Origin of the sequence: Rhodococcus sp. SJ-3, assembly GCF_051918125.1 — a bacterium.
GTDB lineage: Bacteria > Actinomycetota > Actinomycetes > Mycobacteriales > Mycobacteriaceae > Rhodococcus.
In genome coordinates this window covers 16,868-43,817 of record NZ_JBQBGR010000002.1, presented here as the reverse complement: position 1 = coordinate 43,817, position 26,950 = coordinate 16,868, and the positions used below count along the sequence as shown (strand labels likewise).

Below are 26,950 nucleotides of genomic sequence, written 5' to 3'. Positions count from 1 at the left end.
AAACCCCGTGCCCACCAGTCGGATACGCCAAATCCGCCCGATTTCCGGCGGATGCTACGGCTACCCCAAATAGGGTAAGCGATCCAGGAGTGGGGTCCGTCAGGCGATCTCGGACGTCGGCGTGTCCGGTGGCGGTTGTGCGGGGTGATGTCGCCGGGTCGTTCGAGGAGCTTGCCCTGGTGGAACATCGCGCCGGCACGCACGAGCGCGACCGGACTGGCAGAGACCGCTATTCGAGAAAGATCGGGCGGATACGGCAAAGTGAGTCGGTATCACCAAGGACCTGGTGGTGGGTGTACCGCCGTACACGTACGCCTCGAGTGCCAACGTTCTTGCCGATGTTCGCGCCCGTGATGAAGCATCGGGTCATGACGGATCGGCGTTCAGTGCAGGGTTCGAGGTGACTCAGAACCCGCAGTTCAGATGGTTATCGGTTCGTAGCTCCAACAGCAATGGCGCCCCATGCTTCTCCCCCTGAGCTGGGGCGCCATTGCTGTGCGCTAGAGGGTTTAGCTTGCCGAACCGCTGCCAGCGGACCCGGTGCTGAGCAGGGTTACCAGGAGGCATTCCCAGGAATTGGGGCCGATGTAATCGCAGGGTCCCGAGGGGATGGGCCACGGACCCTCGGGCGGTGCGGCAGCAGCGGTTGCGGGGATGCCGAGGCCGAGTGTCGCGGTCGCGGCGGCGACCACCAGTAGCTTGCGCATGTCAGTGGATCCTTCGGTGTTGGGTGTTGGCGATTTGTCGTGTTCGCCGGTTGAAGTGCGCAGCATATCCACTGGTGTTCGGATTCGGGGGTTGGGGCGTGGTGTTGTTCGGGGTTCAGGAATGAGGAGAGGGTGCCACGGTAGGGCATGGTCCAGCGGTGCACCTTGTCTTTGAATACGCCGAGTCGTTCGGCGGCGGCCCGGATGGATAGGTCTGTTCGATGAGTTCGATGGCGGCGGTTGCGGTGTCGCATGGTGATATCTGCTCCTTGCGTGCATTCCGGCCGATCCTTCTCAATTACTACGGCACCCCCTGGTCCAGCGGTGACGCTCAGTTCGCCGCATCCTGATGCGACTCACGCTGCTGCTGAATGCGGGTAAGGGAGGTAGGCCAACGACGTGACCACGGCATCGCGCGCAGTTCGATAGTCGGCGCGGCCGTCGCCACCTGTGGGGAATCGTCCGTAACGTGCTCGCGCGGGGGCCGCGATGGGAAGAGCGAGGGTGCCGGAGGGAGTGGCTCGGACGCCGCGCTTCTTTCCGCGTCGGCTGCGCCATTCAAGTTCTTCAGTCCACCAGCGGTGTAGTTCCCGGTCGATTAGGTGTCGGTGGGTTCTGGTGGCTGCTGTACCTATCACGCCACGTGAGTGAGCAGTGCGGTCCATTTGCTCGGTCGACGTCATTGCCGATGTGGGTAGAAGTTGTAGGTCGCGCAGCTTGTAGAGGGTTCGGATGACGGTTTCGCTGGTGTATCCAGTGGCTGCTGATACAAAGAAAGCCAGTGTTGTTCTGCGGTGGACGGAAATGATTGGTTTTCCGAATTGGAGAGTTGCCCAGTGAATGCGTGCAACGACACCACCAAGACCTATTCTGTGCGTCCAGACATCATGGGTGTGATGGGCCAGTAGTGCATGCGATGTTCCGGGTCGAGGGGCGGGGGCGGGTTCCCCTTGTGTTGCACCTATAGAGGGGAGATTCAGCTCCCAGGTCGATGCGCGGGTACCCGATCCTGCGTGAATTCTGGTGACCCACTGTTCCCCCGCAAGGATGCGGAGGCGACGGGAGACGGTGCATGCGGCGACGGCAGCTGCTTCGGCGAGTCTGCGGACGTCGACGTCGAGGGTGCGGGTACGGGCGGTGCGGGCGAGGACGATCAAAGCGTGGAGGATTCGTTCGTCGCTGGCACCTCCTGGGCGTGCCCAGCGTGTCGGATCTGCCATTACGGCGGCTTCGACTTGGTCGAGTTCGTCGTCTACCGGTGCGCGCTCGTCCGCAAGGGAAGGTGCGAACCTGGCCGCGACGTCGAGGGCTCGCTGCCATTGCCGGGCCGTGTCGTCGCAGCCGCGGTCGTGATCGTCGCGGAGCCGAACAAGTCCGGGGGCTGATGCCACGGCAGTTTCGACGTCGAGGAGGCTGTGGCCGGCTTTGGCCATGCCGAGCAGGATGCTGTGTGCGAGAGCCGATCGGTCGGTGCCGGGTGTTGGCGTTGTGCCCAGCAGTGCCTGGGTGCGGATGCTCAGCGGGCGTCGGGGCCGGTCCAGGTGCGGTCCGGCCTGATCCTCGAGGATGCGGACCGTGCGGGTGCGATCGTGGTGTTTGGGGAGCTCTGTGTGGGGGTGACGGGCAAGTAGCCACTCCACGACATCGTGGGGAGCACCCGACGACATGCGCTTCAGGGTGTTGCTTAGAGCGGGTCCATGCAGGTAGGGGAGTGAATATCCGCCATTGCGGTGGGGAGCGCCGGGGGGTCGGACGGCGCCGGTCACGGGGTTGGCCAGCGGGGAGGTATCCAGACTGGGATAGTGCTGGCGCAGTGCATGTGCGAGCGTGCGTACGCTGTCCGCGCTCGCCCCTGGGTCGGAGAGTCGGATCCACACGTGCTGGCCGCCTGCCGGGCCGGAGGCTGTGTGCAGGTGCGCGACACCGAGCTCGTCGAGCACCGTGCAGAGCCGGTGTGCGTCGATGGCGGCGACGTCGGCACCATGTGGGCCGCTGTCGAAGTCGAATGCGAGTAGGCGGAATCGGAGGTCCGCGGCGGTCAGATGGATCGCCCACGGGACTTTCGGTGCTGCTGGAGGCATCGATGCCGTCGCCAAGTAGTCGTGAGTGCACTGTGCATCGAGGCGTACACGGGGCCGCGGCGACCATCCTCGTGTGCACATGTCGAACAGGTGCCTGAGGAGATGCGTTGAATGAGGCTCGTTTATCGGGTCGTTAGCAACGACACGGAGCGCATTGATTGAAGCTGTTTCAGGGAATGCGCTACCCTGAGACCTGTCTGGCACGACAGTCCCTTCGGGGATATAGCAGTACCTGAGGAGGAGCTGGTAACTCCGCCTCTACGCCTTGAGAGCCCTCGTCAGCCCGGTCGCTGCGGGGGTTTTCTCATGTCGGCAGTAGGCACTGGATTTTGTTGGGCTGGTTAGTCCCTCTGGCAGTGTGCCTCTATGCCGCGTCGATCACCTCCTGCGAGGTGCTGGAGAGGTCGTTGGGGTCCAATTCGACAGCAAGGTCGGCACGCCCCAGGTGATGGCAGACGAGGTCTGCCAGGTATTGGCTGCGGGAGGTCACTCCTCGCGCGTTGAGTGCGGCATCGAGCGCGGGTGTGATTTCCTTTGGCACGCGGATCGTCACATAGTCACGCTCGCCTTTGCTTGGGCGTCCCATTCGACCTCCTCGTATCAGCACCAGATATGAATGCGGTCCCATCTTGCGCGACGAAGCTCGCGGACGTGTAGGCAACACGCCGACGTCCCGCGACCTTGCCAAGTGCGTGGAAGGCGACGCACAGGCCTGTCCTACCGCAGCTCCTGCGACGTCGTACAGCAGAATTGGGACCCATTCGTCGACGGGTTGAGGTGAGAGATCCCCTCGTTGCGCACAGGACGACACGCTGGATGTAGCTGAAGCGAAAGTTGAAGTACACGAGCCAAGCTCGCTAATATGCATAACGACGGCTTTCTCTGGTGAGGAAGTACGAAAGCCCGAGTGGTTTGGCGACTGGTCGGGCAATGGTTTCTTTTGAAGGCCCTCTGCTGGCAGGCAGGGGGCCTTCTGCTTTTACGGGATTTTTCCAATGGTCTGGACATCCCCGGCGCGGCGCCTACATGGCAGACACCTTCCCGACTTCGCGAGCGAGGTCCGGTCTGCCGGCTTGAAGTGCGAGTAGGTCGGCGATGTACTGAGACAGCGCGACCTTGGCATTTTCGGCGTCCTTGCTGAGCTGTTGATGCAGCTCAGCGGGGATACGTAGAGTCATCGCGGCGCGGTCGCCCTTGTGTGGCTGTGCCATTGCGCGAACCCCGTTCTTCAAGATCGTCCAATCAATCTGAATCAGATTAGCGGCCCGAGCCCCTCATGTCAGTTACCGTCGCCATCGGCGTGGCGCGGATCTATTCTACGGTTTTAACTTCAATACAGTGACATCGACTCAGATCTTGTCGAGCATGTCGAGACGAATTTGCCGGGTGCGATCCCATACCGCACGAAGCTCACCTGCCTTGACCTTGTAGATGCGCGCAAGCTCACGGGCGACGTCGGGGTCGTAGTCGCGCCGCCCCTTCTCTATGCGTGTGAGCGTGGTGGTGCCGACACCGAGCTTTTCCGCGACGTCGGCCTGATTGAGGCCGGCAAGAGTGCGCAGGTCAGCGAGAGTGAGCTCGTCGGACCGAAGAACAAGCATGTCACCAATAGTCACACGCAGTTTCTTGGCGACGGCGCCGAGCAGGGCGGGGGTAGGGGTGGCGCGCCCGATCTCCCAGGAACGCAACGTCGCCTCGGAGATCCCGGCGGCGTCGGCCAGGTCATCACCGGTCAGTCCGCGTGCTTCACGTAGGCGACGAAGCCGGGCTCCGCTGAAGCCGCGCACGGTACTTCTCGACAATCGCCCTCCCTGGTGAGGCTGATTCTGGGCTAGGAACTCACCCATCTTTGCACCCCTCCTGACATGCGGATTTGAGGTTTGATGTCAAAGTACGGTGGTATTATGATACAAATGCAGACGTGCAGTTGATCAGTACGCTCAACTCGCCCATCAAGGGCAAGGTCGGGGGACCCACTTCATCTCTCCCGGCGCGTCACGACACAGGACGTGGCGCGTCGCTGCTTTGCGATGCGCCATGCGTAAACGGGAGGGGCTATTTCGTGAGCACACATCGCCGCCGGAGGGCAACGAGCGCGGTCTTGAGCACCGCAACGCTGGCTCCAGCTGCTGCCGGGTTGATGATCGCCCTGGCGCCGACAGCATCAGCGGCCCCGGTCGACAACTCCGGCGGGGGACAAGCCGGAATCACGTCCACACCGGAATCCGGCGGTGGTCAGGCCGGTATCACCTCGACGCCGCCTCAGTCGGCACCTGAGCCCACACCCGCGCCGTCCTCACCGCAGCCGCAGCCGACCGAGGACTTCTGGGTCGCGCCGCCTGCCGAGTACAACCGCGGTACCCGCGCCTACGACCCGCAGACCGGCGGCGGCGTCTCGATGACGCAGTACAGCGACTATTCGGACGACGATTCCGGCGGTGGCACCTGGAACGCAGATCCGACTCCGCAGGCCCCAGCCGTGTTCGCCGGGCCAACGCTGCCTATCCAAGCTCCGGCCAACAAGATGCGTTTCGGCCGCGTGATCTTCGATCAGCCGGACTGGGTCTCCGACCCCGACGCCGAACGCACCAACCGCACCACGGCGGTGGTCGAGGCGATGGTGACCGACATCCACAAGTCGACCGGCAACATGGACTCCGAGGAAGCCGAAAAGCTCGCATCCGCGCAGGTCGCCGGAACGGCGGTCGGCACGGGCCTCGGTTTCGCGACCGGATGCGCGGCGGCGGGCGTACCCACGGCTCTGGCGTTGGGCACGGTCGGCGGTATCGGCGGTGCCGGGTTGGGCACGATGGTCCCGCTCCCGGTCCCCGGGGTTGCGCCGATCACCTCGGGTGTGGCGGGAACCGCCCTCGGGACGGGTATCGGCTTCGGTGTGGGTTGCGCCGTCGGTGGCGGTCTCGGCGCGGTCGGTGGTGGCCTGGCCGGATACGGCCTCGGTACCGCCTACGGCGCAGGCGAGGATGCCACACCGATCGAGGTCGAAGTACCCGAGGTCGAGTCCGAGCAGATCACCGAGCAGGTCGACACCACGCTGGTCCAGTGGTCGGAAAACCCCGTCGGCGCAGCTGCGGTCGAGGCGGTGCAGACCTTCACTGACGAGACCGCTCCGGCACTCGATTCGCAGGTTCGCGACTTCGTGCAGGCACAACCGGGTGGTGAACAGATCGTCGAGCAGGTCGACCAGGGCCTCGACACGTTCTTCAACGACGCAACGGCGGGCCGGGCATCGCGTCTGATCAGCGAGGCCGTGGGTCTGGGCATGGGCACCGACGAACCGACGCTCGACGCCTGAGTGACGGTCGAGGGGGAGACACACCGATGAAACGGAACAACCGACCGGGTTCACGTGTCCTCGACGCGACGGCACCGCGAACCCGCACGGTCCGGCCGTCGGTGTCGGCACCGGCGACCAGGGAGCGCTTCTCCTCCGCGGGGGGAGCGAGCGCACGTAAATCGGAGTCTCGGGTGGTGCCGGCGGTCGAGGGTGGCCGCCGCCCTGCTCGCCAGACTGCATCGGCTCCGTCGGCCAAGGCCGGGACACGGACGCCCGTCGGTCGCGGACTGCTGTACGGCGGGGTCGGTATCGCTGCTGTGGCGGTGGTGGGCATGGTCGGCTGGGGCGCATCGGCGCTGATCGGCGCCGATGGTGCGGATGTCGTCGGCCCGGCTCCGGTGACTGCGCCGCCTGCTGCTGCTGCTGTGGCGGATGATCCCTGCGCGCCGGGGGAAGGCGACCAGCTCTCCGGCGAGGGCGTGATTACCGCACTCGAGCACAGGTACTACTTGCTGCGGGACGGCGGCGCAGCACGGGAGCTGATGGCATCCGATGCATCGTTGCCCAGTGCTGCGGTGATCCAGCAGGGGATCGACTCCGTTCCCCTCGGGACAACGCATTGCCTCGAGGTGACTGCGATCGGCCCGGATACCTACAGCGCGCAGATCACCGAGGTCCGTCCGGATCGCCGCAACGAGTTCAAGCAGCGCATCACTACGACCACGGCCGAGGACGGCCGTGTGTTGATCCGCTCCATCGAAGAGGTCGGGGGGTAGTCCGGAATGAGGAAAGCAGGAATCGCCCTGGCGGCTGCGGTGATGACAACTGCGGCCGGGATGACCGTTCCGGCTGTTGCCCATGCTGCCGAGCTGAATGGGTGTGCTCGCACGATCGCGATGATGATTCCGGGCACGACGGAGACCTCGGCGCATGCCGATCCGAACGTGCCGACGGGGATGCTCGCTGCGGTCGGTGATGCGCTCGAACAGCGGTTCGGCAACAACTTCGACGCGGTGTACGTGCCGTATCCAGGGGAGGCGTTCTTCAATGGCACCTCGTATGCAGAGTCCAAGTCGAGGGGTGACAAGGCAGCAGCGGAGCTGATGGAGCGGTGCCCGTCATCGAAGTACGTCATCGCCGGGTACAGCCAGGGCGCGCAGATCGGCAACGACCTGGCCGTCAATATCGGGCACGGCCTCGGCCCGGTTGCCGCGCAGCAGGTCAAAGCGGTGATTCTGCTCGCCAACCCGAAACGCGGCACCGAGGGTGCGAAGTTGATCGGTCCGCCGCTGCCCGGGCAAGGAATTGCGGGGCCGGCCCCGGAAGGGTTCGGTCAGCTCGCGGGCAAGGTGTTCGACATCTGTCACCCGGATGATGCGTACTGCAATACCGATGGTGAGGCGACTCCGTTCTTGGCTTCGCTGGGTCGGATCATCGCTAATCCTCCTGGTGCGGTGGATGTCTCGGCACAGCTTGCCTCGACCGCTGCGCCGGAAACGCCGACGCTGGCCGGTGCGTCGACTGTGGCCGATCAATCGACGGCGACGCAGTCGTCATCGCTGCTCGAGGCGCTGTCCTCACCGGGACAGTGGCGCAATGCCGATCTGTCGGCAGTGGTCGGTGCAGCAACCCGGCTGGCCGAGTCCGTGGCCACGCTCGATGCGGGCGGTCCGACGTCGACCACCTCGGCGGCGAACATCGCCCGGATCACACAGCAGGCCAGGCTGGTGTCGGAGACCCTGACGCCGGTCAGCCAGGCCAGCGCGTGGATCGACAGCAACCCCGGTGCACGTGAGACCTTCACCGCGGCTCCCGAAGGCTCACCGGAGGCGACGACCGCGAGTGTTCTCGACACGCTCGAGCAGGTCGATGTTCCTGCGGTGCTCTCGGCCGCGGAGGCGGTGACCAGTACAAGCACCGCGTTGCTCAAGGCGCGGACATCGGGTGAGCCGGTCAGTGTCTCCACGCTGGCGAGTTCGGCAGACACCTTGGTGACGGGCCTCTCGCCCTTGGCGGCCGCCGGTCCACCGGAGCTTCGTACGGCCACGCAGGTGCTCTCGGTCGCCAAGCCGACGACGATCATCAATCAGCTGCTCAACGTCGTGTCCGGAGTGACATCGGTCGACTACCAGGCGGTCGCAGCTGGATTGCAAGCGCTGCCCGGCAAGGTTGCCACCGGCGATGTGCGGGGCGCGCACGCTATTGCGGGGGATCTGAACAATCAGCTCTCCCCGCTGGTGAAAATGGCCGCCGGGGTGGACTTCAAGACACTCTCTCGTCTGGTGGCGATGGTGCCGGACCCATCCGGCACGGCGGCGATCGCGACGCTGGTGCTCGATCTTCTCGGCAATGTCGATGTCATTCGGTTGGCCCGCAATGTCGGTGAGATTCAGGAAATCGCCTGGTCCATCGCTGAGACCGGGAACGTGCTCGAGCTGTCGCGGCTGATGCCGGTCGCGGTGGAACTGGCGCAGGTGGCCCTGGGGGTGCTCACACCGGGGCAGAAGATGAGCCCCGATCAGCTGCACGACCCCGACGATCCGATCGGATCGCTGATGTCCGTGCAGGCGCAGAACAGCGACCTGGCCGGCCTGAGCTCGTCGGTGATGGCGCTGGCCAGCAGTGATGACGCAGCCGAGCTCGGTCAGCTCGTCTCCGAGGGCTTCACCGCCGCAAGTTTCTACGCCTCGAATTCGCATATCGCGTATCCGAGCTGGTCCCCGAACGGAGAGGACAACGCGATCGACACGATGGTGAACATTTTCGCGCGGGCGATCGGCGGATAGCTCCGCTGGTCCTGGCGGCGGGTGGTGCCGCCGCCAGGGCCGAGCCCTTCACGAATCGGCATCCGACCTCGGGCGGGCGGATGCGAAGTCACACGGTGCATGGCCTGGGCGGGCTGTGAAGCACTCATGCAAAGGGGGTGAGAAACGTGGCTTCTTCGACTGCAAAATTCGCGCTGGCGGCGGGCGTCGTCGTGCTGATGGGTTCGCTGGTCATGTGTGGCAGCGACAATCCCGAACCGGACAACTGCCTGCCGACGCAGGGATCGTCCAGGTCGCCGAACAGTCTGCGGGCTGCCTCCGGCAAGAAAGTGCAGCCGATGGTGACCGGCACCTACACGTTCACCTCCGGCTTCGGCCCGCGGTGGGGTGCCCCGCACAACGGCATCGATCTCGCAGCCCCGATCGGGACACCCTTCTATGCACCGATGGATGGGATCGTCGTCGCTGCTGGTGACTCCGGTCCCGGCGATGAGGGCGGCTTCGACAACTGGATCATCGTCGACTCGATTACCTCGGATGGGACGACACTCTCGACGGTCTACGGCCATATGCACTCGGACGGCGTGCTGGTGGGCGTCGGCGATGAGGTGCGCTCCGGGGGCCTGCTCGGGCAGGTCGGCAATGCCGGTGGTTCGACGGGCCCGCACCTGCACTTCGAGGTCTGGCCCGGTGGCCGGCTCGACGGCGGGTCGCCGATCGACCCGAAGCCCTGGCTCGCTGATGCAGGCGAACTGGACTCCCCCGAACAGGCTCCGGCTTCGCCGAACGTGCAGCTGGTGGCGGCAGAGACTCCACTCGGAGCGGGCTGCACCGGTTTGACTCGCCCCGGTGGGAGCGCGCTCGAAGACGGTTCGGTGCCTGAGGAGTTCCGCGAGTGGATCCTCGAGGCGGCGGACACCTGCGATGCGGTCGATGCTCCGTTGCTCGCCTCCCAGCTGTATGCAGAAAACCAGTTTCGCTACGGACCGAGCTCGCCGGTCTCACCGGCCGGGGCACGCGGACCGGGCCAGTTCATGCCCGACACCTGGGCCGCGCTCGGCAAGGACTACGACGGTGACGGCGTGGCGGATGTGAACTCGATCGGCGACTCGGTCATGGCGATGGCCGACTACGACTGCCAGATGTGGGATCTGACGCAACAGTGGCTCCGCGACGGAAAAGTCCACGGTGGCGGCACCGCGCTGATGCTCTCGGCCTACAACTGCGGCCCCGGCGGCACCCTCGCCTCCAGCGGCGTCTGCGGCAACTCCGAGACGACGAACTACGTGCGCAGCATCATTGCCCGCCGCCCCGACTTCACGGGGGTCGAGCAGGCTCCGCGCCCACCGGCTACCGACTCACGGGTGGTCGATGCAGCCCTCGGGTGGTTGGGCACCGATTACGCCTGGGGCGGTGGTGATGCCAGCGGACCGACTCGCGGTATCAGTGATGGCGGGGTGGCCGACGCGCACGGTGACCACAACAAGCTCGGGTTCGACTGCTCGGGCCTGATCCTCTATGCAGTCGCACAGGCAACAGACGGTCGAATCGTTCTGCCACACCAGGATTCGGCGCAGGTCAGCGATCCTCGCGGCACACCGATCACCAAGTCCTCGGAATTGCGGCCTGGAGACATCGTGCAGCCGCGTCCCGGTCATGTGTGGATCTGGATGGGGGACAACGAAGTTGTCGAAGCACCCCAATCAGGGGGAAAGGTCCAAGTCGCCGAATGGACACCACCGGAAAGTGTTAGAGCTATGCGATTTGCTTGAGCAACAACGGTTTTCATACACCAGAACATCGGAAACGATGAGACACCAGAGAGAGGACACTACAGCGTGAGCGACGAATGGGACAAGGCCGAAGCAGCGGTACGCAGCCTCGCGGCCACCCGGAAGGTCGAGTCCATGATGGCCTCGGATCTGAGGGCATGGGCGTCGGAGAAGGGGCTCATGACGCGCACTCAATGGCCGAAGGTCAAGCGCGAACTCTACAAGCAATTCGACGTGGACTACGACGCACTGCGCGAGTGCGAGCAGCGCGAACGGGCCGAGTCGCTGGCGGCAGCGGCCGCAACGGCTCCGGTGGTCTCGCTGTCCTCGGCGGGCGACGAACGTGGATCGTTCGCAGTGGTCGGTGACGCCGACACCAGCGAAGTCGCCTGGTACGGCTCGTTCCACAAGGACGACCGAGTGTTCCGCCCGGGCCATCAGGACTCTGCCGATGAGGCCAGCGCCGGCAAGGCAGTGTTTCTCGCCTCGAAGGTGCGCGAACATCTCGACGCGCACGCGGTGCGGCTGCGCCTGCGGGTGAGTAGCGAACGCATCAACGGAGTGAAACTGGCCGATCTGGCGGCGAAGAAGCAGGTCATCCTCGATCTGGACGTGGTTCCGACCGGGAATATCGCCGAGCAGTGGTGCCTCGAGCCCGGCTTCGGCGAGTGGCGCGCGATTCGCCTGACAGATCTGGTGGTGACCCCATGATCCGGCGGATCGCGCTGATCGGCGTCGCAGTCGGGGCACTGACTATAGCGGGGTGCAGCTCCGACACCGAGCAGGATCAAGCATCCTCGAGTTCGTCGGCTCCGCCGTCGACCTCGACGGCGGCGTGGCCCCCCACCGAGGACACCGCGGCCTCGGAGACGCCGGAGGCTTCAGCCGCCCCAGAGCCACCGACGGTAGACACCGATGATCCGGGCGAACTCGGCGGCACGGTCGTGCAGACATGGTTCTCGTACGACACCAATACCGACACCAATCGCAACGACGCCCCGGTCCGCGCCGCTGATCTGGGTGTGCTGACCGACGAACTCGATACGAAGGTCCGCACCGACGCCGAGGTACAGGTCAAGGCCACGGGGGAGTGGGCGCTGTGGGCGTCGCAGGGCGCGACGGTCACAGCTGTGGCGGTCGAGGTCCCCAATCAGGGGCAGGCGAACACCAAGACGAAGTACCACGGCATGTACGAGGTGACCAGCACGGTCACCGATTCCAGCGGCACCGAAATCAGCAGTGATGTGCAGTACGTCGCTGTGGTGCTGACCGACAACGGCGACGGATGGCGCGTGTCGTCCGTCTCCACTGTGTGAGGTGAGCGTGATGGCTGACATCGCTGATTACAACCACGAACCGACGGTCGATCCACGTCGATTGCGGTTGCGCACCAACCGCCCGGCTGAACCGGACGCGCACGAGCCGGTGACCGAGGAGATCCCCGATCCGTACGGAGTCGGGGTGGACGCTCTCGCGGCCGCCGAAGGGCAGGGCGTTCGTACTCCGGCCCCAACTACACACGGATCACTGTTCGACGAGGCAACGTCCCCGGCATTGACTCAGCCTGCTCAGTGGGGATGGCGCGGACGAATCAATGCAGCCCTAGGCACGAAAATGGCACCCAAGCAGGACTCGACCGAAACCGGATACCGGGCGGCGATCGAAGCGATCCAGCGCACCCTGCCGGGCTCGGGTGTGGTGACAGTGGTCAACACCAAGGGCGGTGCTGGGAAGACGTCGACAGCGATCGCTTTGGGAGCGACACTCGGCAAACATCGCGGACGTGGAGTCGTCGCGGTCGATATGAGCGAATCCGGAGGCACCCTCGGCATTCGTGCTGCACGCACCACAGATATCGAGCGCACGACCTGGGACGTACTGGGCGATGCTAGCCGACTCGTCTCTGCCGAGGCCGAAGCCGGTGAACTGGCCTCGTATCTGCGATTGCAGCCCACACACGACGAGATCTTGGCCGGCGACACGGACGCCTCCTACGACGGCATCCTCGAGAAGAACGAATGCGCAGCTCTGGGCGCGGTGCTCCGACGCCACCGCGACCTGCTGATCATCGACACGGCCACAACTCCTCAGGCAGAAGCCTGGCAGTGGGCAGTGCACAACGCCGATGTGCTGGTCGTTCCGCTGCCGATGCGGCGAGACATGGCCCAGCACGCCTACGCGATGCTCGACGGCCTGGTCAAGCGTGGTCTCGACCATCTGGTGCGCACTGCGATCGTGCTGTTGTGCGCGACACCGGAGTCCGATCCAAGCCTCGAATCAGTCATCGTCGACGAGTTCGACGCTCTGGGCGTGCAGACCTACGTGCGGGTTCCGTTCGAGCCGGTGTTCGCATCGGGGGAGCGGATCACGCTCGAGACGCTGTCGCAGACATCGATCATCGCGTGGACGAATGTCGCGGCGATGGTGACCGATGCGCTGGCCGAGGCCATCAGTGAACGGCGAGTATGGCAGCGGCCGCAGCCGGTCCCGGTAGCAAGCGAGGAGCCGGAAACTCCGACGTTCACGCCGGAGGAACCGGAGCCCACACCCCCACCCGCACCTACACCCGAGCCGGTCGTACTCGTGACGGTCGATCCGGCCGCACTCACTGAATCTCCGGCGGAACCCGCAGCCGACGACCCGGCACCCGATGCCGAGGTACACCAACCACCGGTGCACTCGCGTCGTCCGCAGCCGCCCCAGCCGTTGAGCTTCAACCCCTACGCCTGACCTGTGTTTGTGAAAGGAATTTTCATGTCCCGCAAAGATTCTGCTAGTTCGCTTCCTCGGAGGGCGGCACGTACTGCGACTGTGTCCGCAGTTGCGGTCGGCATGCTGTTGCTGACCGCCGGCATCGCTTCTGCACAGGGAGCCGAAAACCCGTTGGACGGCATTACTCCGAACCTGGATGTGTTCGGCGGCGCGCTCAATGATGTGTGGGCACGCGTGGTTGCCGGTATCTGGGCTGCGTTTTTGGCTGCATCCGGGATCAACTTGATCGCGGCGCTCTACAAGATCCGCAAGGCCCGAGCAGGGGGCTACCAGAGCGAGCTGAGCGATTCGATGGATTCCGCCAAGACCGCCGCAGTCGCGTTCGGCGCCATCGCCGCGGCAGGCGTCATCATGGGCGCCATTTTGTTCGTCGTCAACGGCAGCTGACCGGCCGCATCACCGAACTCGATTCGACTTCTAGGAGATTCGCATGGCACCCGATTTCAGTTCGATCAAGCCAGGTTCCTCACCGTCGGTGGCGGCCACATCGTCCTCGAGCACCGCAGAACCGGGTAGCTGGAAGGCTGCGTACAACCGCATTCCCAATTGGAAGAAGTACGGCTTCCTCACCTTCTTCGTTCTCTCGATCGTCGTGGTCCTTGTGGCGGCGACGATGGGCGGTGGCGGAAGCACGAGCTCCGACACGGTGCGGACCGGTCACGGCCCGAACGAGATCACCAATGGCATCCCGCACGGCTACGACCACACGCAGGCCGGCGCACAGACCGCCGCCACGAACTTCATCCAGGTAGCGAACCAGGTGTCTCTGGGACGCATCACCGCCGAAGATGCGAAGAGCAATCTGGTGGGCAGCGAGGCGACCGATGCCTTGACCGCTGTTCTCGACGACAGCGCATCGCAGGCCGAGGAGACGGTGATGAACGTCCTCCCGGCCTTGGTGAACGTCACCGACTATTCAGACGACCGCGCGGTGGTGTCGGTATGGGCGGTCTCTGCAAGTCAAAACGACCTGAGCGGCACCGGCAACGTCAGCGTCATCACGATCTGGGCAACGACGACCGTGACCGTGCAGTGGGAGAACGAGGACTGGAAGGCGGTCGACTGGTCATTCCGCACTGGCCCCGAACCGTCCGAGGTGTCGTTCCCCGAAGGGGATTCCACGCTGGCCGAGTTCGGTGCAAACGGCCTCTACACCTTCTTCGTGGAGTAGCTGATGCGAACCCTTGTCCGTACATTTCTTGCGGCGTTGCTGGCGACGCTGGCGACGCTGGCGACGCTGGCGCTGGCATCGAGTGCTACACCGGCGTTGGCGCAGCCGCTCGATGCCGCCGCTGAGGGGTGGCCCGCCGGGATGCCCGAAGAGCTGAAGCAGTTCTTCCCTGGTCACCCGGAGTTCGACGCGGCCGGGTGGTCGACCGATCCGGAGTGCGCGGACAAGGGTGGCGACTACGGTCTGTATCTCGGCCAGTACCTCCGCTATGACCAGCGGATCATGTACTGGGCCGCGCCGGTAACGCAGCGCGCCGCTCAATACTCGGAGCTGATGGGTGTCTCGGAGGACGAAGCCCGCCAAGCCGTGCTCGACGGTAAGGAGCCGACCAACTGGCCCGACTCCTACCCCTCTGGCGACGACAGGTACTCGCCGCCGAAGGGCATGTGCGCCGGTGATCTGGCGAAGTGGTCCGCACCGGCCGGAAACCACTGGAGTTTCACCTGGGCTACCCAGCCTGATGCCGCGTCCATAGACTTGATGAAGCAGCAGGAGTATGTGGACAACCTGCCTGACGACATCTTCGAAAATCCATGCAGCGATCACGAGATGCTCTGCAACCGTGCATATTTCCTGGACTGCGACAAGGCAAACGCACTTAACAATGTGAACCAGTGCCGTGGTTGGAATATCCAAATAGGCAAGATGTTCGGCGGGATCTGGAACTGGAAGGAACAGAACAAGGACATCGCTGACAGGTTCGTGGACCTGGCAAACCTCGGTGGGGTCGTCCTCGAGGCGGTCACGCCGTTGCACATCAAGCTCGGCGTCAGCGCAGGACTCGCGGGTATTGACAACGCGGCCGCGACGATCGCGTTCATCAGTGATCCCGGCAGTGTGATCGACGACTGGGCGAACAGCACCAAGGAAAGCGCGGTGTCACTGACCACCTCGGTCCTCGAGGGGTTGTCGAACATCAGCGAGTTCAATCCTCGTGATGAGAATTTCCTGAAGTGGTACGCGATCAGTTGCGGCATAGGCGTATTGGTTATGTCGATCACCGCGTTCTTCACGATCTACCGCACGTCCACGCAGAAGTCGACCCGAATGGAACTGGCCTACAGCCTCATCGGATACGCGCCCATGGGGCTGGTGTGCATGATGTTCGCGCCGGCCGCCGCAGAGCTGCTGGTCCAGCTCTCGCACGGTCTCACCACAGTGCTGTCCGGTCTGCTGAAGCAGGACATGGAGCAGGCCGTGGTGTCGGTGTCGACAATGCTCGGAGGTATCACCGAGGACACCCTGGTCGGCGGCCCTATCGCCGCGATCGTGTTCTTCGGTTTGCTGTTCCTCGGCGCGCTGAGCTTGTTCTTCGGCATGTTGATGCATGCCGCGGCATTGCCGATCCTGGCGGGTCTGGCTGGAGTTGCTTTCGGGCTGTGGATTCATCCCGTCCAGCGGAAGAAGGCTATGCGGCCGATCTTCGTGTTCGTCTCGATCGTGTTCTCCAAGCCGGTCATCTTTCTCGGCCTCGGGTTTTTGACCGCTGTGTTGATCGACAGCAGCTCGGGTGCCTACGTCGGTGGCGACCTCGCCTCGCTCGGAGCATTGGCGATGACAGCAGTGTGCATCGGCCTGGTCGGATTGGCCCCGTGGTCGCTGCTCAAGTACGCCCCGTTCATGCCGTCGAGCGAGGATTCGGAAGGGTTCGGCGACACGGGATCTGCGACCGGTGAGGGGTTGGGCAACACGTTGCAGACCGCTCAGATGGCGATGATGGGGCGGCATGGCGGTGGTGGAGGTGGCGGTGAGATCGCCTCGGCACGATCGGCAAGTGCCGCACCGTCGCCGTCCGGCGGTGGTGGCGGTGGGGGGAGCTCGCATTCGTCGTCGAGCGGGTCGACGCACCACTCCGGAGGGTCCGCGTCCCACCACTCGGGTGCTGCCGCAGGTCATAGCGGCAGCGGTCACGGCGGCGCACACTCACGCAAGCTCATGTCCGCGGCCAAGGGTGCGTCGGGCACGCTCGCGACGGCCGGGGTCGGTGCGGTCATGGTGGCTGGCACCGTTGGCGGCGCAGCGCTGAACAAGGCGGCGCAGGCAGCGCAGAACGCCCCTGAACAGGCCGACAACACAGGAGGTCAGTGATGAGTGACAGTGAGCAGCGCACGTCGATCCTCGGCTCGGAGATTGCTCGTCGGGGATTGATCCCCGTTCCCGAGCCGGTGCTCGCTGCGTACGCAGCGGCGTTGGTGCTCTCCATTTTGCTCTTCCTCAATTTCGGATCGACGATCTGGACCTTGGGCGGTGTCCTTGCGGTGGTGGCCGCCACGTTGGGTGCGACCACCGACATCAACGGTCGCCGATCGTGGGCCGCAGAGAAGCTGCGCCGACTGCGTGACCGGCTGCGACGCAAGGCCGGTGAGCACATCTTCCGTACCCAGGGTGACGAGTTGTACGGGGTGGCTGGGGCGGATCCGGGCTGGGAGCTTCCGGTGCCGCTGGGTGACGTCGTACCGCTGGATCTGACCGACACCGGCCTCGATGACATGTTCATCCTCGAGCACAAGACCCCTGGCGACAACAACTACTACTCGGTGGTTCTGTCGATCCAAGGGCTGGCTGAGGGGCTCCGCGGTGCGGCGGAGTGGGCGGTGACCTCGCAGGCGTTTTCGCGGGCGGCGGCGTCCTTCGCTCGCCGGTCCTCGCTGATCCGGGGCCTGGAAATGGTGCATCGGTCGGTGCCGGCGGATCTGACTCCGCATGTGGCGTGGATGGAAGGTGTCGTCAAAGCGAACCCGCACGTGGACCGGGTGCTGCCTGCGATCGAGTCCTACGGCCAGCTCATCGACAACTTGGCTCCCGAGTCGGAGGAGCATCGTTGCTACGCGACGTTGATCTTCCCGAAGTCGATCGAGCTGTTGTCAGCGGCCGGGGCGGTGTCCAAGCGTAAGGACGTGAGCGTCAAGGCTGCTATTGGCCAGGTCATCGTTGACGAGACGATGCGGGCGGTCGGTGCCCTACAGGCTGCTCGGCTCGGGCAGGTGCAGGTGCTCGGCCAGCAACGGGCCTGTGCGGTGTTCCGGGCGATGCTCGATCCGTCTTACGCGCTCGATGCCCATCGTGGTGCCAGCTGGGAGAACTGCTGGCCGTCCTATGTCGGTGGGGATCTGTCGGTGCGGGTGTCGGACCGTTGGGACACCCGTGTCGGGTTGATCCGGCCCGGGTCAATCGAGCCGATCCCGTTGCACGCAGAATGGCTCTCGCCGCTGTTGACCGGCGTCGATCCGGACCCCGGTGATCCGGTGGACGGGGTACCGGCGCAGCCGACGATTCGCACGGTCAAGGTGCGGATGGATTTCGTCGATGCGGTCAAGGCTCGGCAGGCAGCGCGCAAGGATGCGACCGAGGATGCGGCGCGCCAGTACAAAGAACGCAAGAAGGGGCAGGTCACCGACGGGGCCTCGGAGGTCATGGCGTCGGCGTCGATGCGGCGCCGGGAAGATCTCAAGCCGGGATCGGGCCACCACGGGGTGATTTGGTCGATGGCTGTAGCGGTCACCGCGCCGGATGAGGATGCGGTGATGCGGGCGTGTGCGCGGCTCGAGCAGGCCGCTGACCAGGCCGCGATCAAGGAATTCACCTGGTACGACGACAGCCACGATGTTGCGCAATTTCTCACGGTGCCACTCGGCCGCGGGTTGGCGGCCACGAAGTTCACACGGATCAAGGGGATCTGATGCCGTCACTACGCAGTCGCAGGAAGCCCGCTACGTCGACATTTCCGGAGAGCGCGGAGACTGCCTCGGCCGTTGTTCCGCGGAGGCGGGCACCGAAGCGCAATAAATGGCTCGATCGGTGGGGTTGGTATGAGCCTCGCCCTGAGGGGGTGTGGTCGACGACCCGGCAGTCTGAGGCGCTGAATTTGGCGACCACCCGCAAGAACGTGCGCCATGAAGGGCTGGTCTCCGGCCGGAACCTGATGTCGAATGCGCTGGTCATTACCGATCCTTTCGCCCTGTACGGCAGCGAGATCGAGAACATCAACGTCGCGGTGGTCGGCGATATCGGTAAGGCGAAGTCCTCGCTGATCAAGACCGCTCTCGGGCTGCGGCAGATCGCGGCGGGCCGGCAGGTCGTGGTGATCGACAAGAAGCGTCAAGGCGATCGAGGTGGCGAGTACACCGAGCTGGCGAAAGCGCTCGGGGTGCCGTCGATCAAATTCAAGACCGGCGGCGATGGGGCACGTCTGAATCTGATGGACCCGGCGATTTCGTCGTCGGTGACCACGTCGGGCGGCATCGTGCCCGCAGGTCAGGAGGTGTTGATCGCCGCTGTCCTCGAAGACACGATGCAGCGCACGCTGGTGCAAACGGAGATCGCGGCGCTGAACCTGGCGTTGCGGCTGGTCAACGAACGGGCGCGTCAGACCGGCACCGAGCCGATTCTCCGCGACGTCGCCGACCTGTTGTTGTCCACTCCCGACGAGGCGACCGAGGCGTTCGGTGAGGTGTGGGCAGAAGAGTCGCGCCGGTGGGGGCGTGATCCGGGTTTGGCGCTGCGGCAGCTCTGCGACGGTGATCTACGCGGGCTGGTCGATCAGCCGACCTCGGCCGATGTTCGCAATGCGCTCGATCATCCGCTTGTGCACTTCGACGTTTCCGAGCTGCCGAACAAAGGCCCCGCGCTGCGGGTGGTGATGACGGTCATCAATACGTGGCTGTCGAATGTGCTGGCCGCGAGGTCGTCCGAGCGTAAGCAGACGGTGTTGATTGTCGAAGAGGGCTGGCACATCGCCGAAGGATCGACCGGCAAGGTCTTCCGCGACAATATGAAGCTCTCGCGCGGTCTCGGACTCTCGACAGTCTCGGCGTTCCACCACATCGCGGACCTGCCTCCGGATTCTCCGGCTCGGGCGTTGATGCAGGAAGCGGGCATCGTGTTCTTGTACGGGCAGGATCGCGTCGATGATGCCGAGCAGACGGTGCGGATGTATCACCTGCCCGAATACTGCGTTGATCTGCTGATGTCGATGCACAAGGGCCAGTGCCTCGTGGTGATGGGCAAGTCCGATCCGGTGCTGATGAAGCACGAACGGTCTCCGTTGGAGATTGCGCTGACCGACACCGATGAGGTCATTCGCGGCGAGTCGACCATGCTGGTTGAGCAGATCCGCCTGCCCGACACGCTCGAGTCGGAAGCGATCGCTGATCTGGTGGGGGCGGCGCAGTGACCGAACGTCCAGAGATGAGGCCGGCGCGGCCGGTGATCCCGGTCGGGACCGGCCCGGTCGTGGCGCTGGTAGGTGGTGTTTTGTGGACGGTGTACGTCGGCGGCGCAGCCGCCGGGGTGGTCACCGGCGCGGGTCTGGTGTGGCCGGAGGGGCTCTACGGGTCGCTGTCGGTGATGCGGGCGTTGATCCTCACCCCGGGGGATCCGACCGTGGGCTGGCCGGAAGGCGATCGGCCGGGCTCGGCGACCGCGACATGGGTATGTCTGGTCGTGGCGATGTTGCTCTACATGACCGCGGTGGTGATGATCGTCGGCGAGATCTCCGCACGTCAACGCGCCACACGTCGCCGACAGCAAGGTTTCGCGGACCCGACAGAGCTGCGGCGGCGGGGTTTGGATCGCAAGAGCGCGGTCAAGGCGGCCAAGGCGAATCGGCCGAGCCTGAGTGATACACCGGCCCGCAAGCTCGACGCGCACGTGGTGGCGACACGGGTCGGCGCACTCTACGGCGAGCACGGCACCGATGCCGAGGTGTTCACCCAGTACCGGGACGGCGCGCTGGTGGAGGGGCCGACCGGGTCGGGTAAGAGCTGGCGTTTGGCTTGGCAGCGGATCGTCGAGTCGGTCGGGTTCGTGCTGGCCACGACGACGAAGCCGGATCTGTTGTGGTCCTCGGTTGGGCAGCGGTTGGCGGTCGGGCCGGTCGAGGTGTTCGACCCGGAGGGCATCACGCGGTGGCCGACGCCGATGCGGTGGTCGCTGTTGGCTGGCTGCGGTGACCCGGACACTGCGATTCGGCGTGCGGATGCGTTGGTGCAAGCTGTTCCGCTCGGAGATACCAAGAACGGCGGCTATTTCTCGGCGAACGCGGCGAAGTATCTGCGGTGTTGTCTGTATGCGGCGGCGGTGTCCGGTGGTGATGTGACGGTGTTCTACCGGTGGGCGATGCAGCGGCAGGTGCCGAAGGTCAAGGAGATTTTGGACCGGGATCTGCCGACGTGGAGCGTGGAGTACTCCCAGCTCGGCGGGTCCGGCTCCGATTCGGTCGATGATGTGATGTCGACGGTCTCGACGCTGCTCGACCCGCTGGCCTCGCCGAAGCTGATGGCGGCGGTCAATGTCACGGCGGTCGAGTCGGTCGATATCGAGAAGTTGATCCGTGCCGGTGGGACGCTGTATCTGCTTTCGGAGGGCTCGTCCGGTTCGAGCGCGCCGATCGTCTCGGCATTGGCAGCTGAGGTGTATTACCTGGCCAAAGAGATTTCGCGGGAATTCCCTGATGAGCGGTTCGATCCTCCGGTGCGGCTGGTGCTCGATGAGGTCAACAACGTCGCTCCGATCCCGGATCTGCCGGACAAGATCACCGACTCTGGGGGTCGGGGTATCTCGATCTGGGCGTTCTCTCACGGTCAGGAACAGAACATCCGGCGGTGGGGTATGAGCGCGGGGAAGATGTTCACGACGAACTCGCCGGTGCGGATCGTTCTGCCCGGCCTCGGTGACGTGAACGAACTCGAGCAGATTTCCCGGCTGACGGGCGAGCGCGAGGAGTGGTGGTCACCGAAGCAGGCTCCCCGCCAGAGGAAGGTGATGGCCGACTCCGAGATTCGGGGGATGCCCGCCGATCAGGCGTTGATGATCTATCGCGGATCGGCTCCGATCCTGCTCCACCTGCCGCTGGTGTGGAACATCGAGCACTGGAAGAAGCGCGTGCTCGAGTCGCGGGAGGTCTACGAGTGGATCTGCGAGACGGGCGAGCTGCCTGATTGGGCGTGGTCGTGCGCAAGGGGTGAGGTGGTGATCGGGTGAGCTACAAGCCGGGACGGTTGTCGTGGCGGCATCTTGACCAGGAGCAAGCGCAGGCGTTGTGGGTCGAGCTGATCGACTGGGTGGAGTGGTTTCGCGGCTGCTATCGGCTGACCGATCGGATCAAAAGTTGCTGGTACCGGCATCCGAAGATGGTCGAGGAGCTCACTGCGGCGATGTCGGCGCACAAGGTGGCCTACGAGCAGCTTGCCGAGGATGCGACGCATTCGTGGTCGCCGGGAAGCTGGCACTACCAGGTGTATATGCCGTTGTTGCAGCGTTTGGCGACGAACTCGGACGAGTTCGCGGACTGCATCGACGGGAGCTGCGAACCACCGACAGTGCAGGTCACGCTGTTCGACGGGGTGCAGGAGTGGATCGCGGCGGACGTCGCGGCGCGGCCGACACCGATTGCGGCAGCGGTCGCTGCCACCGGTTCGGTGGGGGGCTCGACGGCTACGACGATCGATGCAGCGCAGATGGTCGATCTGATCGATTCCGGTGACGCGGATCCGGTCGATGCCGATGATGAGTTCGGACCAGTGTCATACGACGGTCACGTGTGGCAGTGGTCGGACGATAGGGAGGCATACGTGAGGAAATAAGACTGCCGAGGGATACAGGCCTGGCTCACCACCTGGTCTTTTTCTCGGGGATGGTGGCGGCAGCGGAAGTGCCCGCCCAGGTGCCGCGACCGGCCACCACAACACCGATACGGCTTCGATCTGGCATCCCCCCGTCCAGATCGAAGCCGTGTCTTTGTCTCTACGGTCACACTCGTCGTGTGCGCTGCGCGGTGTGCGCCATGTCGGGCTGGTGCTGCGGTATGGGGTGGGCGCTGTGCTGCTGACGCTTCTGCTGTTCAAGCAGTTGGCTGCGGTGGCGTTCGATATGAGTCCAGTCCAGTCCAGTGCGGCGGTCGTTCGGCCGGCCACCGGCGAGGGTGGCGTCGTCGGTGACGTGGTGGGCGCTGCGGTAGGCGGCGGCATCGGCGATGGTCGCCCGCCACAGGTCAGCGTTTTCTGGATCGTTCGGGCAGGGGCCGAGGCTCGACTGTGCCCAGGTCGGGGCGGTGTCGTCGGTGAGCTGGTCGCGGTAGTCGCGGTGCAGGTCGGTGATGGTCTGGTAGTCCTGGCGGATCTGCTGGGCGAGGTCGGCGTCGATGGTGTCGGCGCCGGAGACGGGCGCGACGATCCACTCGGGTGCGTCGGGGTGGGTGAAGTCGCGGCCGTCGGCGGCGATGCGGTCGAGTTCGGCGAGCAATGTGGTCGCCGGGGCGGTGGCCCCGGCCCGTTGTGCGAGGTCGGTGACGATCTCGTCGACGGTGGCACCGCTGATGTGGTGGATGTGTTCGATACGTCCGGCGATGGTGTGTGCCCGCTCGTCGTCGGTCTGCAAGGCGAGGGTGGGCAGGTGCTCCGCGATGGTGTCGTGGTGCGCCTCGAGCCACTCACCGTTTCGGCGGGCAATCAGCTCGGTCAACGGGCGGGCCATGTCGGAGCGCAGTGCAGCGGCGGTGATGTCGATGCCCTGTTCGGTCAGTCGCTCGCGGTGCCAGGTGAGCAGGTTGATCGGGTCAATACCGGCTTGGACGGCGCGGTGGAACTGGCGGGCAAGCAGGCGTGCGGAGGCTTCCGCAGCGATCCGGTTGCCGGTCTCTTCTCCGAATGCGGCAGTGGCGAGGGTGCGGACTCGCTGCGTTTCGAGTAGCGCGGAGGTGTCGCGGTAGCGGCGGATCACCTCGCCGATTCCGGTGTCGTCGGCGGCGGCGTGGTCGGTGGCCTCGGTGTAGCGGCGGGCGCATTCGACCGCGAACTCGTACATCTCGGTATCGGTGTCGAGGAGACTGCGGATCGGCAGCGGCGGCAACGCCGGATGGTCGTGGAACTGTCCAACGATGGTGCGGGCACGGTGGGCCAGGACCGCGCCGACGTCCTTCGCACCCCGCAGCGGGCCGATGGCGACGGTTTCGCCGAGCACGGCGCGGGCACTGTATCCGTGGTCGTGGGCGTCGGCGAGCACCTGTCGTAGTCGCGCCCATCCTTCCGTTCCGTCGACCATGCGCACGATCGGCTCGGGCAGAGTGCGGCGCATTTCTGTGTCGAGTGCGTCGTCGCGCAGGCGTCGCTGTGCGGCGAGGTATGCCTCGCGCAGGCGTTCCGGGTCGGCCGCGTGGGCGGCTTGTTCGGCGAGTTCTTCGGTGGCGGTGCGGTGGCTGTTGTCGGTGGCCACGATGGTCTCGAGGATCATTCGGCCGGTCGAGATGTTCTTGTCTGCCAGGTGTGGACGCTCGGTGTCCTGGTCGACGTCGACGTCGACGGGGACGTAGAGATGGTTGTCGGTGCGGGCTCGGGTGACGGCGACGTAGAGGCCGGAGCAGTCCATGCCGGGGGTGGTGACTGTGTGTGCGGTGTCGACGGTGACGCCCTGGGCGCGGTGCACGGTGGAGGCGTAGCCGAGCTCGACCCGGCTGGTGATGTAGTCGGCCGGCAGGGTGATCACGCCGCCGTGTTCGAGGTGGCGCACGGTCAACGCGCCGCGGTCGGGTAGTACGTCGACGACCTCCCACAAGTCGCCGTTGCGGACGAAGGCCCCGGCTTTCTTGCCGCCGGAGGGGACCAGATCGTGGCGGTTCTCGCGGGTGAGCACGATGTCTCCGCGACCGGCTCGAAGCTCGTCGGACAGCTCGATCACCACGGTGGTGTCGGCGGTTCGGTCGTGCTGGCGGGCGGTTTGGACTTGTAGGTTCGCTGCTCGCACGTCTTCGCGGGTGGGCAGCATGACGAGGGAGTCTTTTCCGTCGGCGAGGTCGTGCAGGTAGTTCTGCACTGCGTGGCCGATCATTTCTTCGCGTGTTCCCTCGCGCACGAGCTCGCGTTCGTAGAGCAGATCCAGGCCGGTGCTGTCGCCGGAGCGCAGCAGCAGTGAGTTCTCGGCCTGGGCGATGTCGTCGCCGAACCGGACGACGGTGGTCAGCTGGGGTGCGTCGGTGTGCTCGGCCAGGTAGCGCAGCAGGCCGCCGGTTTCCACGGCGTCGAGCTGCGCGGGATCGCCGACAAGACGCACGACGGCACCACGTTCTTTGGCGATGTCGACGACGGCAGCGAGGTCGAGGGTGGAGGCGAGGGAGGCTTCGTCGACGAGCAGCATGGTGCCCGGTGCAATGTCGACTCGGCTGGTGATGGTGCCGGGACGATTGCCGATGAGTCCGCGCCAGGGGAAGGTCAGCGAGGCCAGGGTCAGGCCAGGAACACCAACTTCTTCGCCGAGAGTGTCCGCTGCAACAGCCGAGGGGGCAAGGGCGATGACGTTGTGTCCTTCGGCCTTCCACGCGTCGACAACAGCCTTCATGCTGGTGGTTTTTCCGGTGCCTGCGGGGCCGATTCCGGTGGCAAGTAGCGCCCCGGATTGTAGGAAGTGTTCGGTCAGGGTGCGTTGTCCAGCGTTGAGGTCGCGTCCAGTGTCGGTGCGCATCTGCTCGTAGACGGACGTGATTGTGGTGGTTCGGGCGGTGAAGACGGTGGGCTCGCTGGTCGCCGAGATCATCATGGATTCGGCGTCGAGCAAGGTCTGGGAGCTGTGCTTGTGGCTGCCGTGGTGGGACAGGACGAAGTCGCCGTCGCGGCGGCATAGTCGTCTCGGTGTGGCGGGAAGTTCCGTCCGGGGAGTGGTGACCGAGAGCTCCAATACTCGCGCGGTGAGCTGGTCGATGGCCGTGCGGTACGTGTCGATGCTGGGGAACTTCTGTCCGGCCAGGTGCGCTTGGGCGGCGGAAAGTACGTGCGGGAGCTGCCAGCGGGACCGCTTGGACTCGAGTTTGGTCAGTACCGCACGGGCATCGTTGTCGAGGCTGCGGCCTTCCGGCTGTGCGGCGTGATCGGTGGAGAGTGCGTCGTGAACAAGTTGATCGAGAGCTGCATGTCCGCCGAGCAGGTCGGCGGCTCGGGTGCGCCATTCGGCGCGCATTTCGGCCAGGGATTTCGGCTCGGCCTTGCCTTCTCGGGTGTCCAGAGTGGCCTGTTGGTAGAGCTGGTACATCACCTTGGCGGTGGGCATTCGCTGATATTTGGCGCGGTAGTCGGCGACTAGTTCGTCGCGGCGAGCCTCGATTGCGGTGCGGCGGGAGCTGAACATGTTCAGTACTTCCGCCGGGATGGCGGCCAGTTCCACGATGGGTTGCTTGCCTTGTTCGACCTGTCGAGTGGCGAGGTCGAGGCCGAGTTCGGTGTTCATTCGCTGCATGACTTCGGCGTTGAAACGTTGTGAGGCGGAGACGGCGAAGCGAAAGAGCGTGGACCCGTCGACTGCGCGCCACTTTCCATCCTCGGTGGCCTGCGTCTTGATGGAGACGACCGCGTGGGTGTGCAGGTTCGGGTCGCCGGCGCGGGAGTCGAAGTGCTTGTACAGCGTGGCCACGAAACCGTTGGCGTCGATCTGCTCCTCACTACGGAGCCCCACTCTGGTGAAGCATGCGTTCTGTTCGAGCCAGAGCAGCGTGTCTTTTACGGTCTGGTCAACGATGCGTTCGATCTCGACGCGCAGATCGTTCGGGGCGATGGCCCACAGGCTCGATACGCTCTTCGGTGGGGTAAATACAAGATCTTGTCCGGCCACGGGGTGTCGAACTTTTCCCTTCTCGTGGGCGATCCAGTTGCGAAGTTCGGCTTCGTTGGCGACCGGGCGGCCGTGCTTGTCCTGGAACATTCCTCCGGCGATCCGGTCGAGGATCGCGGACGATTCTTCTGCGGTTGCGGCGCGATTGTGTGCCTCGACGAACTCCGCAAGTTCGGCAGCGTGCCGGGTGATGAGCTCGACATTGTTCTTGAAGGTGGGGAACTTGCGACCCAGGCGGGCGAGGCGGATCGCATCCTCTGATGGCACTCCGCGACGCTGCAATTCCTCGATGATGGTGTCGGCATCGGGGTGCAGTCCTTCACCGAAGAGCGCCTTCATTTGGGCTTCGGTGACCTCATCACCGGCGCTAATTCGTCCGAGACTGTCGGCGTGCAGATCGTCGAGAGTGTCGTTCAATCCGTCGAGTCCGGAGCCGAACCATTCTCCGGGCGGGGTGCCGTGGGCGGTGTAGTAGTCGGTCAGCTCTCCGCCACGTTCACGCTCGCGGTCGGCTGTCGCTACCTGACGTGTCAGGTACTCGTAGCCGTCCGCTGCATGCAGGACGTGGAGGGTCATCACGATCAAGATCGTAGCGTCAGAATCACGCTGGTCGGCGGCAACTCTCCCGAATATCTGTAAAACAGCAAGAGGTGTGTCCCCTTTCTGTGCTGCATGAGTGCATACGGGGGTGAGATTCCGATACGGCGAATCCGGCGAGCTGCGCTCGCTGCATGT

Annotated in this window: 20 protein-coding genes; 15 read left to right on the top strand and 5 right to left on the bottom strand. The window is 64.8% G+C overall.

Features of this window, described 5'->3' with window-relative positions; translation table 11 throughout:
* Positions 1-509: 509 nt before the first annotated feature.
* Positions 510-707, bottom strand: a complete 198-nt coding sequence (locus ACTDXD_RS27325; RefSeq protein ID WP_440127866.1) for a hypothetical protein — start codon at positions 705-707, stop codon at positions 510-512.
* A 1,013-nt stretch (positions 708-1,720) separates the two neighbouring features.
* On the opposite strand from ACTDXD_RS27325, the gene ACTDXD_RS27320 reads away from it, so the two are divergent.
* Positions 1,721-2,092: a hypothetical protein gene (locus tag ACTDXD_RS27320; RefSeq protein WP_440127865.1), complete on the top strand. Its 372-nt coding sequence runs from the start codon at positions 1,721-1,723 to the stop codon at positions 2,090-2,092.
* A gap of 1,060 nt (positions 2,093-3,152) precedes the next feature.
* Here ACTDXD_RS27320 and ACTDXD_RS27315 read toward each other — a convergent pair.
* From ACTDXD_RS27315 to ACTDXD_RS27305, 3 genes are all read right to left on the bottom strand, one after another.
* Complete coding sequence (locus ACTDXD_RS27315) at positions 3,153-3,374, bottom strand: hypothetical protein (RefSeq protein WP_330136906.1); 222 nt, start codon at positions 3,372-3,374, stop codon at positions 3,153-3,155.
* 436 nt (positions 3,375-3,810) lie between these two features.
* Positions 3,811-3,999, bottom strand: a complete 189-nt coding sequence (locus tag ACTDXD_RS27310) for a toxin-antitoxin system HicB family antitoxin (protein WP_378563764.1) — start codon at positions 3,997-3,999, stop codon at positions 3,811-3,813.
* A 138-nt stretch (positions 4,000-4,137) separates the two neighbouring features.
* Positions 4,138-4,590 (bottom strand): helix-turn-helix domain-containing protein, encoded by a 453-nt coding sequence (locus ACTDXD_RS27305; RefSeq protein WP_440127864.1) that lies wholly within the window; start codon positions 4,588-4,590, stop codon positions 4,138-4,140.
* A gap of 299 nt (positions 4,591-4,889) precedes the next feature.
* Between ACTDXD_RS27305 and ACTDXD_RS27300 the strand changes: the two genes are divergently transcribed.
* From ACTDXD_RS27300 to ACTDXD_RS27235, 14 genes are all read left to right on the top strand, one after another.
* Positions 4,890-6,101, top strand: a complete 1,212-nt coding sequence (locus tag ACTDXD_RS27300) for an insoluble domain protein (protein WP_440127863.1) — start codon at positions 4,890-4,892, stop codon at positions 6,099-6,101.
* 26 nt (positions 6,102-6,127) lie between these two features.
* Complete coding sequence (locus ACTDXD_RS27295) at positions 6,128-6,859, top strand: hypothetical protein (RefSeq protein ID WP_440127862.1); 732 nt, start codon at positions 6,128-6,130, stop codon at positions 6,857-6,859.
* Positions 6,860-6,865: 6 nt separating this feature from the next.
* Positions 6,866-8,869, top strand: a complete 2,004-nt coding sequence (locus tag ACTDXD_RS27290; RefSeq protein ID WP_440127861.1) for a cutinase family protein — start codon at positions 6,866-6,868, stop codon at positions 8,867-8,869.
* A gap of 146 nt (positions 8,870-9,015) precedes the next feature.
* A complete protein-coding gene (locus tag ACTDXD_RS27285) occupies positions 9,016-10,620 on the top strand; it encodes a peptidoglycan DD-metalloendopeptidase family protein (RefSeq protein WP_440127860.1) in 1,605 nt (534 codons plus the stop codon).
* Between the two features lie 66 nt (positions 10,621-10,686).
* Positions 10,687-11,331 carry a hypothetical protein gene (locus tag ACTDXD_RS27280; protein WP_440127859.1) on the top strand — a complete coding sequence of 215 codons (645 nt, stop codon included), beginning with the start codon at positions 10,687-10,689 and terminating at the stop codon, positions 11,329-11,331.
* A complete protein-coding gene (locus tag ACTDXD_RS27275) occupies positions 11,328-11,936 on the top strand; it encodes a hypothetical protein (RefSeq protein WP_440127858.1) in 609 nt (202 codons plus the stop codon). Before ACTDXD_RS27280 ends, ACTDXD_RS27275 begins: the two co-directional genes overlap by 4 nt.
* 10 nt (positions 11,937-11,946) lie before the next feature.
* The gene (locus tag ACTDXD_RS27270) at positions 11,947-13,350 is read left to right on the top strand and encodes a MinD/ParA family ATP-binding protein (RefSeq protein WP_440127857.1); all 1,404 of its coding nucleotides are present in this window, start codon (positions 11,947-11,949) and stop codon (positions 13,348-13,350) included.
* 81 nt (positions 13,351-13,431) lie between these two features.
* Complete coding sequence (locus ACTDXD_RS27265) at positions 13,432-13,779, top strand: hypothetical protein (RefSeq protein ID WP_440127856.1); 348 nt, start codon at positions 13,432-13,434, stop codon at positions 13,777-13,779.
* 43 nt (positions 13,780-13,822) lie between these two features.
* On the top strand, positions 13,823-14,563 hold the full coding sequence (locus ACTDXD_RS27260) for a hypothetical protein (protein ID WP_440127855.1): 741 nt from the start codon (positions 13,823-13,825) through the stop codon (positions 14,561-14,563).
* A gap of 3 nt (positions 14,564-14,566) precedes the next feature.
* On the top strand, positions 14,567-16,711 hold the full coding sequence (locus ACTDXD_RS27255; protein ID WP_440127854.1) for a hypothetical protein: 2,145 nt from the start codon (positions 14,567-14,569) through the stop codon (positions 16,709-16,711).
* Positions 16,711-18,303 carry a hypothetical protein gene (locus ACTDXD_RS27250; protein ID WP_440127853.1) on the top strand — a complete coding sequence of 531 codons (1,593 nt, stop codon included), beginning with the start codon at positions 16,711-16,713 and terminating at the stop codon, positions 18,301-18,303. Before ACTDXD_RS27255 ends, ACTDXD_RS27250 begins: the two co-directional genes overlap by 1 nt.
* Entirely contained in the window at positions 18,303-19,796 is a 1,494-nt protein-coding gene (locus ACTDXD_RS27245; RefSeq protein WP_440127852.1) for an ATP/GTP-binding protein, read from the top strand. Before ACTDXD_RS27250 ends, ACTDXD_RS27245 begins: the two co-directional genes overlap by 1 nt.
* A complete protein-coding gene (locus tag ACTDXD_RS27240; protein ID WP_440127851.1) occupies positions 19,793-21,604 on the top strand; it encodes a type IV secretory system conjugative DNA transfer family protein in 1,812 nt (603 codons plus the stop codon). Before ACTDXD_RS27245 ends, ACTDXD_RS27240 begins: the two co-directional genes overlap by 4 nt.
* On the top strand, positions 21,601-22,206 hold the full coding sequence (locus tag ACTDXD_RS27235) for a hypothetical protein (protein WP_440127850.1): 606 nt from the start codon (positions 21,601-21,603) through the stop codon (positions 22,204-22,206). Before ACTDXD_RS27240 ends, ACTDXD_RS27235 begins: the two co-directional genes overlap by 4 nt.
* Positions 22,207-22,372: 166 nt before the next feature.
* On the opposite strand, the gene mobF is transcribed toward ACTDXD_RS27235, so the two are convergent.
* Entirely contained in the window at positions 22,373-26,791 is a 4,419-nt protein-coding gene (mobF, locus tag ACTDXD_RS27230; RefSeq protein WP_440127919.1) for a MobF family relaxase, read from the bottom strand.
* Positions 26,792-26,950: the final 159 nt, after the last annotated feature.

What these genes read in the sequence shown, in the direction of transcription:
- ACTDXD_RS27255 (WP_440127854.1), top strand. Translation starts at nt 14,567, where the DNA reads ATGCGAACCCTTGTCCGTACATTTCTTGCGGCGTTGCTGGCGACGCTG.
- ACTDXD_RS27310 (WP_378563764.1), bottom strand. Translation starts at nt 3,999, where the DNA reads ATGGCACAGCCACACAAGGGCGACCGCGCCGCGATGACTCTACGTATC.
- ACTDXD_RS27325 (WP_440127866.1), bottom strand. Translation starts at nt 707, where the DNA reads ATGCGCAAGCTACTGGTGGTCGCCGCCGCGACCGCGACACTCGGCCTC.
- ACTDXD_RS27250 (WP_440127853.1), top strand. Translation starts at nt 16,711, where the DNA reads ATGAGTGACAGTGAGCAGCGCACGTCGATCCTCGGCTCGGAGATTGCT.
- ACTDXD_RS27315 (WP_330136906.1), bottom strand. Translation starts at nt 3,374, where the DNA reads ATGGGACGCCCAAGCAAAGGCGAGCGTGACTATGTGACGATCCGCGTG.
- ACTDXD_RS27275 (WP_440127858.1), top strand. Translation starts at nt 11,328, where the DNA reads ATGATCCGGCGGATCGCGCTGATCGGCGTCGCAGTCGGGGCACTGACT.
- ACTDXD_RS27295 (WP_440127862.1), top strand. Translation starts at nt 6,128, where the DNA reads ATGAAACGGAACAACCGACCGGGTTCACGTGTCCTCGACGCGACGGCA.
- mobF (WP_440127919.1), bottom strand. Translation starts at nt 26,791, where the DNA reads ATGACCCTCCACGTCCTGCATGCAGCGGACGGCTACGAGTACCTGACA.
- ACTDXD_RS27245 (WP_440127852.1), top strand. Translation starts at nt 18,303, where the DNA reads ATGCCGTCACTACGCAGTCGCAGGAAGCCCGCTACGTCGACATTTCCG.
- ACTDXD_RS27260 (WP_440127855.1), top strand. Translation starts at nt 13,823, where the DNA reads ATGGCACCCGATTTCAGTTCGATCAAGCCAGGTTCCTCACCGTCGGTG.
- ACTDXD_RS27290 (WP_440127861.1), top strand. Translation starts at nt 6,866, where the DNA reads ATGAGGAAAGCAGGAATCGCCCTGGCGGCTGCGGTGATGACAACTGCG.
- ACTDXD_RS27270 (WP_440127857.1), top strand. Translation starts at nt 11,947, where the DNA reads ATGGCTGACATCGCTGATTACAACCACGAACCGACGGTCGATCCACGT.